Raw genomic sequence first — 8,967 nt, forward strand, 5'->3', positions numbered from 1 at the left:
TTGCGCGGGTGGGGCCGTCTCAGACCTTCCGCCACTTCGCCATGCCGAAGGAGAACACGCCGAACAGCGCCAGGCCCACCGCCACGGCGAGCAGCAGCCAGCGGCCGGCCGGGGTGTAGGCGAACGAACGGATCGCGTCGTCCACGCCCTTCGCCTGGTGCGGATCGAACTGGACGGCGGCCTTGAGCGCGAAGAAGCCGACCGCGGCGAAGACCAGGCCGCGCGAGACGCCGCCCGCGACGCCGGTGACGTTCATGAAGCGGCGCTGGTTCGTCGACAGCCCCGACCACCGCAGATGCTTGCGGTACTTGCGCAGGACGGCGCTTCCCGCGATGCACAGGCCCGCGACGAGGATGCCGGCCGCCACCGCGCCGACCCACCACTGACCGCCCGGCAGCCCCAGGACGCGGCCGGTGATGTCCTGGCTCTGCCGGTCGCTCGCACCCGCCCCACTGCCCTTGGCGCCCGCGGCGAAGGAGAACACGAGGAAGGCCACCACGGCGTAGAAGACGAAGCGGCATCCGGACATGGCGCGCTTGGTGGCACGGTCCCCCTTCGGTCCCGCGGCACCGAACACGGCTTCCGACAGGCGCCACAGCGCCATCCCGGCGAGCCCCACGCCCAGCGCCCAGAGCAGGACGGCGCCGAGGGGGGTGGCGGCGACCTCGGCCAGTGCTCCGCCCCGGTCGGCCTGTTCGCCCGTACCCGTCCAGCCGATGCGTACCGCCAGCACGCCTATCAGCAGATAGAGCACGCCGCGGGCCGCCAGGCCCGCCCGGGCGCCCGCGCGCACCGCGTCACCGCGGGCCGCTCTTCTCGCCACCGCCGCCGTCGACCCCACTCCGGTCATCTCTGATCCCTCCCCTGGTTCCGGAGCATCCGAGTGCCCCGCCCCGCCGGTCGCAACCCTCCGCCGGGCCGGCGCGGGGCCGGGAACGGACGAGGTCGGGGGAGGTCAGAAGGCGTAGCGCACGCGCAGCCAGGGCGCGCGGGCTTCGATCAGCCGGCGCAGGGAGTCGACGGCGGACGCCTTGACGGCGTTGCGGTAGCGGACGTTCCAGCTGCCGTTCTCGGAGCGCTTGGGCTGCTGGAGGTCCTGGCGCCACAGGAGCTCCTCGGCCCGGGGGTGCCAGCCGAGGTTGACCTCGTGCAGGTCCTGGTTGTGGGTGAGCATGATGATCTCCGCCGCCGCCTGGTCCTTCACGCGGCGCGGAAGGATGTCGTCCATCGCGCGGAGCAGGTCCGCCCAGGCCTCTTCCCAGCCCGGCCGGATCACCACCGGCGAGAGGTTGAACTGCACCTCGTAGCCGGCGTCCAGGAAGTCGGCGGCCGCCGCGAGACGGTCCGGGACGGGGCTGGTCCGGATGTCGAGGAGCTTGGAGTCGTCCGGCGGCATCAGGGAGAACCGGATCCGGGTGCGGCCCTGGGGGTCGAGCCGGAGCAGGTCCGGGTTGACGAACTTGGTGGCGAAGGACGCCTTGGCGGTGGGCCAACGGCCGAAGGCGCGGATCAGGTCGGCGGTGTTGTCGCTGATGAGGTCGTCGACCGAGCAGTCGCCGTTCTCGCCGATGTCGTACACCCAGGCGTGCGGGTCGCACTGGTTCGGCTCGGGCTTGGGGCCGGTGGCGGCGATGTGGCGGCCCAGGGCGCCGATGACGCGGTCGACGTTGGTGAAGACGGTGATGGGGTTGGCGAAGCCCTTGCGGCGCGGAACGTAGCAGTACGCGCACGCCATCGCGCAGCCGTTGGAGAGGCCGGGGGCGATCCAGTCGGCGGACCGGCCGTTGGGGCGGACGCCGAAGGACTTGCGCTCGCCCAGGACCAGCGTCTCGCGCTTGACCCTCACCCACCGTTCCACGTTTCCCTCGTTGCCGTGGAGGTGCGGGATGCGCCAGTGGGAGTCGGTCTCCACGACTCGGGCGTCGGGGAAGCGGGCGATGATCTGGCGTCCGCGCCAGGAGTCGGCGGCGGCGGGCTCGGCGTGGATCTCCGCCACGCGCAGCAGCCGGCGCGCCTCGGGACCGTCGCGGAACGTGCGGCCGGCCGCCTCGCCGGCCGGTGCGGCGGCGGCCTCGGACGCGGCCATGAGGTCGCTCACGGTGAACAGGCCGTCGGCCTCGCCGGAGGGCCCGGTGCCGGGTTCGTCCACCGGCCGGTCCGGCCGCTGTCCGGAGCGATGTCGCATGGTGTCCCAGTGTACGGAGGGGGCGGCGGGTCCGGCGGGTCGCGGCTGTGCGGGACCCGGGCGGTCAGGGACGGGCGGGCAGGGTCTCGTCCCGGTCGGACGGCGGCCAGACGTAGGAGAGGTCGTCGGGGACGCCGGGGAAGTGGGCGTGATAGAGCTCGGGGGCCTTGCGGAGCAGCGCGGACTGGTGGCTGCGGTGGAAGGCGGGGTCTCCGAGCCAGGGCGGCAGCTCGCCGTCCGCCGCGAGGGCGCCCTGTTCGCGCACCACGGCCCTCGGCCGCCAGGCGAGGTAGTCGGCCATCATCGTGGCGGCGCAGGTGTCGGGGCGCTCCTCCGCGGTCCAGACGCCGCAGACGTCCAGTCCGTAGCGGACCAGGGCTTCCTCGTATCCGGCCCACATCCGCACCGCCGGATGCCGCCGCCACCCGTAGCCGGGCACGGTCAGGCCCCGGAAGACCTGGAGGGCCTCGACGCGCTGTTTGCCGAGGCGCCGGGGGTCGAGCACGGCGGCCGACTCGGTGAAACCCGGGTAGGGGAGGAAGGTCTGCATGGGGAGGGGCTCTCCCTGAGGCCGAGGGTGGGGAGGGGGCTCGCGCCCCGTGGGCGGGCCGCGGCGCGCGCGGGCGGTCAGAGCGGGGCGCCGCCGAAGCCGATCTCGTTGCCGTCGGGGTCGTGGAACGTGACCTTGCGTACGCCGTTCGCGTAGGTCTCGCGCTCCGTCGGGGTCAGTCCCCGGCCGGCGATCGCGGCGACGCGGGCGTCGAGGTCGTCGACGAAGAGCGTGTGCAGGGCGTGGCCGGACCGGCCGGGGCGGTGCTCGATGTAGACGTACCGGTGCTCGTCCACCTTCCACACGGCTTCCACGTCGTTCGGGAGGAAGGCCGGTGGGGAGCCGAACAGCCGCTCGTACCAGGCCAGCGCCGTCGCGTAGTCCTCCACCGGGATGCCTGCGAAAAGGTCGACCGCCATGGCGCCATGCTAAGCCGGGTCCGGAGGGTCCCGCCTGGGAGACGCTCCGCTCCGGTCAGCGGCCTTCCTCCGGTTGGGCGGTGTGGTCGCGGTGGCCGTGGGTGCGTCGTTCCTCCTTCATCTCGGCTTCGAAGAGGTGGTCGCGGCCCTCGGCGAGGGCGGCGACGGCATCACGCTCGTACGCCTTGAACGGCTCGTAGTACGTCCGGTCGTACGACTCGACGAGCTGGTACGTCCAGTGCCCCGGGATGACGTTGCGGCCGAGGATCTCCCGGGCGACGAGGTCGGCCCACTCCGGGTGGCCCGCCCGCCTCAGCAGGTCGACGGCCCGGTCCAGCTCCAGGTCGGCGGTGCCGGTCAGCTGGTGGAAGGAGTAGAGATGGCCGCGGGCCCGTTCGATCGTCTCCAGGGCCTTGGAGAAGGAGCCGAGGGCTTCCACGGTCAGGTCGCTGACCCCTTCGGGGCGGACGGGGCGGACGGGGGCGGTCCGGTCGGGGTGGTGGTCGTCGGTGCGCATGCCGGACTGTGTCCCCTCGGCGGGGCGGCCGCACACCCGTCCGGCGCGGCAGTGCTCCGGCCGGGGTAACGGCCGGGTCCGGCGAGCGTCGGGGCCGGGCCGGCGGCGGGGACCACTCCGGGTCAGCGGCCCCGGCCCTCTTCGTCGGCGAGGCCGCCGGCCCCGAGGAGGCCGGTCGCCGGAAGGGGTCCGCTCTCCGCGAGGCGGGGCAGGATCCGGGCGGAGGTCCGGGCGACGAGCAGGGGCAGGAGGGGGCGGACGGGCTGCGCGATGCGGAGCCAGGGGGGAGCGTAGACGGTCGCGGACCGGTGGAGGACCGCTCGGGCCAGCCAGGAGGCGACCTTCTCGACGGAGTACACCTTGCGGGCGGGGCGTGGCATGTGGGCCCGCAGCTCGCGGAGGACGTCGTGGGCCTCCACGTCCCGGACCATGTCGGTGTCCGTCCAGTGCAGGTAGGCGATGCCGACGCCGACGCCCTGGTAGGCGCATTCGGCGCGCAGGGACTGGGCGAAGGACTCGGCGCCCGCCTTGGACGCGCAGTAGGCGCTCATCATGGGGGCCGAGCCGAAGGCCGCGGTCGAGGCGATCTGGAGGAAGTAGCCCCGCGTGGTGAGCAGCCCGGGCAGGAACGACCGGGCGGTGACGGCGCTGCCGACCAGGTTGACCTCGATCACCCGTCGCCACGTCCTCGGGTCCGAGGTCGCGAACGGGCCTCCTTCGGCGACGCCCGCGTTGGCGATGACCACGGACGGCTCCCCCAGGTCGCGCGTCACCCGGCGGGCCGTCCGCTCCATCAGGGCGTCGTCGGTCACGTCCACTTCGTAGCACCGGCTCTCGACGGGCAGCTCCCGCGCGACCCGCGCCAGCGTCTCCGCCTCCCGCCCGAGCAGCGCGATCCGCATCCCCCGCCCGGCCAACTCCCGCACCAACCCGGCCCCCAGCCCCCGCGCGGCTCCGGTCACGACCGCCGTCCGCCCCGCGAGGGGGTTGCCGTGCGACATGCTTCTCCCAGGATCGCGCCGAGTGGCCCCGTGGCTCCACACCGCCCCGACCGGACGGCACGTCCATGGCACCACCCCCGTCGCGGGCCCGCCGTCCCGGCTGCGCCGATTGCCGCATCGGGCGGCGGCGAGGGTTCCCCGGCGCTCGTGGGACGGGGGCGGCGGGCCGTGCGATCGTGTTCGGCGGTCAGCGGCAGACGGCGGTGGCGTCCGCGGTGCCCGGGAAGGCCGCGGCCTTCGTCTGGGCGAAGTTCGCCGCGAAGGCGTCGTGGACCGCCGGGGTGGTGATCCGGAGCATCGTCTCGTCGTTGTCGCGCAGGGCCGGACCGCTGTAGTTGTGGCTTCCGGTGAAGACGAGCTTCTCGCGCGCGCCCGCGTACACGCCGTCGATCAGCAGGTTCTTGGAGTGCACGATGCGGTTCGGGGTGCCCGGGTCCGTGTCGTGGTCGTGCTGGTAGCAGCGGGGGGTGAGGCGGGTCTGGCCGTGGAGGGCGTTCCAGGTGCCGGTGTCCGTCTCGCTGTAGACGACGTCGACCGTGCAGCCGGCCGCCGCGAGGGCGCGCAGTTTGTCGGCGACCGCCTGGCGGGTGATCTTCAGCATGGCCACGCGGACCACGGTGCGGTGGGTGCCGGCCGCATCGGACCAGGTGCAGCCGACGTTGTCGAGGGTGTTGACGACGGTGTCGGTGTCGTCGGTGGTGCCGGCGCGGGGGAAGAAGTACACCTTGTGGTCGCCCGACCCGGCGGTGGTGTACGTCCAGGTGGAGCGGTTCTGCCGGGCCAGTTCGCCGAAGTAGGAGCTGTACGCCGCGTACAGGGTCGCATTGCCGGCGAAGGCGACCGCGCTGTTCCAGAAGCGGGAGTAGTTCGAGGTGGTGAGGTTGGAGCTCGTCTGCAGCACCACCTGCGTCGCCCCTCCCCCGCCGACGCTGCTGAACAGCAGGAACTTGTTGTGGTTGATTCCGCTCGCGGTCGCGCCGAGGCACGAGCGGCCCTTGGCGCACAGGGTGACGTACGAGTCCTGCACGAGGTCCGTGCCGAGCGCCGCCTTGAGCGTGTCGTACGAGGTCCGGCTGCCCTCCGGGGCGCTGACCGTCGTCTCGTCCAGGACCACCTGGACGTCGACGTCGCGGGTGGTGTGGGCGGTCGAGAGGTCCTGGGCGATGGTGTTGTCCCACAGGTGGTACATCGCCATCCGGATCGTCGAGCCGGGGTCGGCGGCCGCGATCAGCTCACGTATGCGGTTCTTGATCGCGTTCTGCGCGGCGGGGTCGCCGGAGGTGGGGTTGTTGAACAGCGGGCCGAGCGCGGGGACCGCGGCCGCCTCAACCGGCGCCGCCTCGCCTGCCGGCGCCGCCTTCCCGGTCCGCGTCGCCTCGCCCGCGGTGGCGCTCTGCGCGGAACCGAGGGCGCCGGCCGCCAGTACCAGTGCGATGCCGGTCGCCGCCAGGCGTCTGCGGAGGCTGGTCGTCATGAACTCTCCTTCTCCGGTCTCCCGTTGTTGTGATCATGACCCTAGCCTGACCGCCCGCGGACCCGGCCCGGGGTTCACCTCACGTGCGGGGGGCCGCGCCGCGGACGCGGTGCGCGGTGTCGCGGAGCCAGTGGGCGCTGCGCTTGGGGATGCGGGTCTGGGTGGGGTAGTCGACGCGGACGAGACCGAAGCGCTGCGCGTAGCCGTACGACCATTCGAAGTTGTCCAGGAAGGACCAGGCGAGGTAGCCGCGGACGTCGGCTCCTCGGGTACGGGCCTCGGCGACGGCGGCCAGGTGGGCGGCGAGGTAGGCCGTGCGGGCGGTGTCGTCGACGAAGCCGTCGGGGCCGGGGCGGTCGTCGTAGGCGGCGCCGTTCTCGGTGATCACCATCGGCGTGCCGGGGTAGTCGCGGGAGACGCGGAGCAGCAGCTCGGTGAGGTCGTGCGGCATGACCTCCCAGCCGAGACCGGTGAGCGGGAGGCCGCCGTGCGGGAGGTTGCGGGTGATCGGGACGCCGTGCGCGTCGTGGGTCGCCCCGCCGCCGTCGACGCCTGAACTCCGCATCGAGCGGTAGTAGTTGACGCCCAGGGTGTCGATGGGCGCGGCGATGGTCGCCAGGTCGCCGTCCTGGATCGGGATCTCGATCCCGTGGACGGCCAGGTCGTCGATCAGGTCCTGGGGGTAGCGGCCGCGCAGGATGGGGTCGAGGTAGAAGCGGAAGCCGAAGGCGTCGGCCCGGCGGGCGGCCTCGCGGTCGGCCGGGGAGCCGGTCGCGGGGCCGCTGGTGCCGAGGAGGTGGGTGACGGCCAGGTCGAGGGGGCGGCGCGCGGCCGAGCGCAGCCGCCGGACCGCGAGGCCGTGGCCCAGGTGCAGGTGGTGCACGGCGCGCACCCCGTCGGCGAGGGAGCGGCCGCCCGGCGCGTGGACGCCTTCGACATGGCCCAGGACGGCCGAGCAGAACGGCTCGTTGAGCGTCGTCCAGTGCTCGACGCGGTCGCCGAGGCGGTCGTGGACCAGCTCCGCGTAGTCGGCGAAGCGGTAGGCCGTGTCGCGGGCCGGCCAGCCGCCGGCGTCCTGGAGCTCCTGGGGCAGGTCCCAGTGGTAGAGGGTCGGCCAGGGGGTGATCCCGCGCGCCAGGAGTTCGTCGACCAGCCGGTCGTAGAAGCCGATGCCGGCCGGGTTGACGGGGCCGCGCCCGTGCGGCTGGACGCGGGACCAGGAGACGGAGAAGCGGTACGTGTCGAGGCCGAGGGCGGCGAGCAGGGCGACGTCCTCGGGCATGCGGTGGTAGTGGTCGCAGGCGATGTCGCCGTCGTCGCCGTTGTCGACGGCTCCCGGGACTCGGCAGAAGGTGTCCCAGATGGAGGGGGTCCGGCCGTCCTCGGCGGTCGCCCCCTCGATCTGGAAGGCGGAGGTGGCGACGCCGAAGCGGAAGTCCGGTGGCAGCCGGTCGATCAGCGCGTCATGGGCGGCGGTGGCGGACGGCGCGGTGGTGGTCATGCGGGGCTCTCTCCTCGCTCGGTGGGAAGCGGAACGCGCGGGGGCGCGGCGCGCGGACGGCCCGGACGCCGTCGTGGACGTCCGGGCCGCACGGGTGGCGGGTCAGGGCAGACGGTGGTCGGCGTTCAGCACGGCACCGCGTTCGGGGCGGTAGAGGTCGAAGCCCCGGGTGTCGCACTGCAGGCCGCCGACGATGCAGTGGTCGACGAGGGCCTTGAGGGTGCGCTCCTCCCACGCGTTGAAGAAGTCGTAGTGGAAGGAGTAGCCCTTGCCGCTGGAGAGGCGGACCTGGGACATGTCGCCGTTGACCGGCCAGGCCATCTTGAACTCGATCATCGGCAGGGCGACCGGGTGGGAGGCCGGGCACATGTTGTCGTTGGTGCCCGGCTTGACGACCGTGTAGGACATGTGGCTCTTGTGGTCGGGAGTGTCGAGGTACTTCCCGTCCCAGCAACTGGGTGCCTGGAAGCGGAGGTTGAGCTGCACGTCGGGCCGGCTCGGGCAGCTCGCGGGGAAGTCGGTGTTGAAGAAGCTGTCACCGCATTCCCAGCCCTCGACGAAGCCCTTGTGGTTGCGGAACTCCTGGGCGCTCTGGGTCGGGCTGCCGACGATGAACCGCAGTCCCTTGGGGAAGGGCCGCACGCTGCGGTAGTCCGTGACACCGGCCTTGTAGTAGATGACCTGGGGGCCCACCGGGAGGATCTTGGTGTTCCCCTTGTACAGCGAGGGCATCCAGTACGCCGACGCGTCCGCGGGCGCGGTGCAGGCGGTGGGGCCCGGGGTCAGCGACGCGGTGGTGGAGTGGGCGTTGGTGGTGGTGTTGCCCATGAAGGTGTGGTCGTGGGAGGCGCCGGGTTGCCCCGGGTAGAGGATCGGGTCGTCCGCCGCGGTGTGGGTGACGGCGCAGCCGGCCTGGAACTCGTGGTGGTAGGCCGGCGGCGGGACCGCCGTCGACGGAGTGACGCCGGTGACCTGCGGGTTGGCGGGGATGTAGCCGTCGCCGTCGGGGTCGTCGCCCGAGGCGAGGGCGGACGCGCTGCTCACGTGTCCGGCGTGGGCGGAGACGGTCGGCGTGCTGTCGTGGGTGGAGGCGGAGGCGGCCGTGAACGCGTTCGCGGACAGCGCCGAGACACCCAGGGCGGTGGCGAGAAGGAGCGCGGACAGGGTCCTGCCACGGATTCTCATGAGATCTCCTCGGTCGGTGGTACGGGCGGCGGGGGGGGGGGGGGGGGGGCCCCCCCCCCCCCCCCGGGGGGGGGGGGGGGGGGCCGGGGGGGGCGGGCGCGCGGTTACGCCCACCACCGGCGGGGGGATACCCCC

The 8,967-nt window shown here is 73.2% G+C and carries 9 protein-coding genes; all 9 read right to left on the bottom strand.

All coding sequences use genetic code 11. The annotated features are described in order from the left end of the window. Positions 1 to 19: 19 nt before the first annotated feature. On the bottom strand, positions 20 to 850 hold the full coding sequence (locus ACZ6RC_RS22145; RefSeq protein ID WP_469585878.1) for a DUF1206 domain-containing protein: 831 nt from the start codon (positions 848 to 850) through the stop codon (positions 20 to 22). A 105-nt stretch (positions 851 to 955) separates the two neighbouring features. After that, positions 956 to 2,086, bottom strand: coding sequence for a spore photoproduct lyase family protein (locus ACZ6RC_RS22150; RefSeq protein ID WP_391135828.1), 1,131 nt, complete (start codon positions 2,084 to 2,086; stop codon positions 956 to 958). A gap of 163 nt (positions 2,087 to 2,249) precedes the next feature. Beyond that, a complete protein-coding gene (locus ACZ6RC_RS22155) occupies positions 2,250 to 2,735 on the bottom strand; it encodes an MSMEG_6728 family protein (RefSeq protein WP_469585881.1) in 486 nt (161 codons plus the stop codon). 77 nt (positions 2,736 to 2,812) lie between these two features. Then, positions 2,813 to 3,154 carry a VOC family protein gene (locus ACZ6RC_RS22160; RefSeq protein WP_391133012.1) on the bottom strand — a complete coding sequence of 114 codons (342 nt, stop codon included), beginning with the start codon at positions 3,152 to 3,154 and terminating at the stop codon, positions 2,813 to 2,815. Between the two features lie 55 nt (positions 3,155 to 3,209). Beyond that, positions 3,210 to 3,671, bottom strand: coding sequence for a hypothetical protein (locus ACZ6RC_RS22165; protein ID WP_391133014.1), 462 nt, complete (start codon positions 3,669 to 3,671; stop codon positions 3,210 to 3,212). Between the two features lie 122 nt (positions 3,672 to 3,793). Continuing rightward, entirely contained in the window at positions 3,794 to 4,672 is an 879-nt protein-coding gene (locus ACZ6RC_RS22170; RefSeq protein WP_469585885.1) for an SDR family oxidoreductase, read from the bottom strand. Positions 4,673 to 4,859: 187 nt separating this feature from the next. Continuing rightward, positions 4,860 to 6,146 carry a phospholipase D-like domain-containing protein gene (locus ACZ6RC_RS22175; protein WP_469585888.1) on the bottom strand — a complete coding sequence of 429 codons (1,287 nt, stop codon included), beginning with the start codon at positions 6,144 to 6,146 and terminating at the stop codon, positions 4,860 to 4,862. Between the two features lie 79 nt (positions 6,147 to 6,225). Next, on the bottom strand, positions 6,226 to 7,647 hold the full coding sequence (locus ACZ6RC_RS22180; RefSeq protein WP_469585891.1) for a GH1 family beta-glucosidase: 1,422 nt from the start codon (positions 7,645 to 7,647) through the stop codon (positions 6,226 to 6,228). Between the two features lie 102 nt (positions 7,648 to 7,749). Continuing rightward, a complete protein-coding gene (locus tag ACZ6RC_RS22185) occupies positions 7,750 to 8,832 on the bottom strand; it encodes a DUF1996 domain-containing protein (protein WP_469585894.1) in 1,083 nt (360 codons plus the stop codon). Positions 8,833 to 8,967 lie beyond the last annotated feature (135 nt).

The organism is Streptomyces sp. NPDC048353 (assembly GCF_055587165.1).

Excerpts from the sequence above, each read along its gene's own strand:
- ACZ6RC_RS22155 (WP_469585881.1), bottom strand. The coding sequence starts at position 2,735 with ATGCAGACCTTCCTCCCCTACCCGGGTTTCACCGAGTCGGCCGCCGTG.
- ACZ6RC_RS22150 (WP_391135828.1), bottom strand. The coding sequence starts at position 2,086 with ATGGCCGCGTCCGAGGCCGCCGCCGCACCGGCCGGCGAGGCGGCCGGC.
- ACZ6RC_RS22165 (WP_391133014.1), bottom strand. The coding sequence starts at position 3,671 with ATGCGCACCGACGACCACCACCCCGACCGGACCGCCCCCGTCCGCCCC.
- ACZ6RC_RS22145 (WP_469585878.1), bottom strand. The coding sequence starts at position 850 with ATGACCGGAGTGGGGTCGACGGCGGCGGTGGCGAGAAGAGCGGCCCGC.
- ACZ6RC_RS22160 (WP_391133012.1), bottom strand. The coding sequence starts at position 3,154 with ATGGCGGTCGACCTTTTCGCAGGCATCCCGGTGGAGGACTACGCGACG.
- ACZ6RC_RS22170 (WP_469585885.1), bottom strand. The coding sequence starts at position 4,672 with ATGTCGCACGGCAACCCCCTCGCGGGGCGGACGGCGGTCGTGACCGGA.
- ACZ6RC_RS22185 (WP_469585894.1), bottom strand. The coding sequence starts at position 8,832 with ATGAGAATCCGTGGCAGGACCCTGTCCGCGCTCCTTCTCGCCACCGCC.
- ACZ6RC_RS22175 (WP_469585888.1), bottom strand. The coding sequence starts at position 6,146 with ATGACGACCAGCCTCCGCAGACGCCTGGCGGCGACCGGCATCGCACTG.
- ACZ6RC_RS22180 (WP_469585891.1), bottom strand. The coding sequence starts at position 7,647 with ATGACCACCACCGCGCCGTCCGCCACCGCCGCCCATGACGCGCTGATC.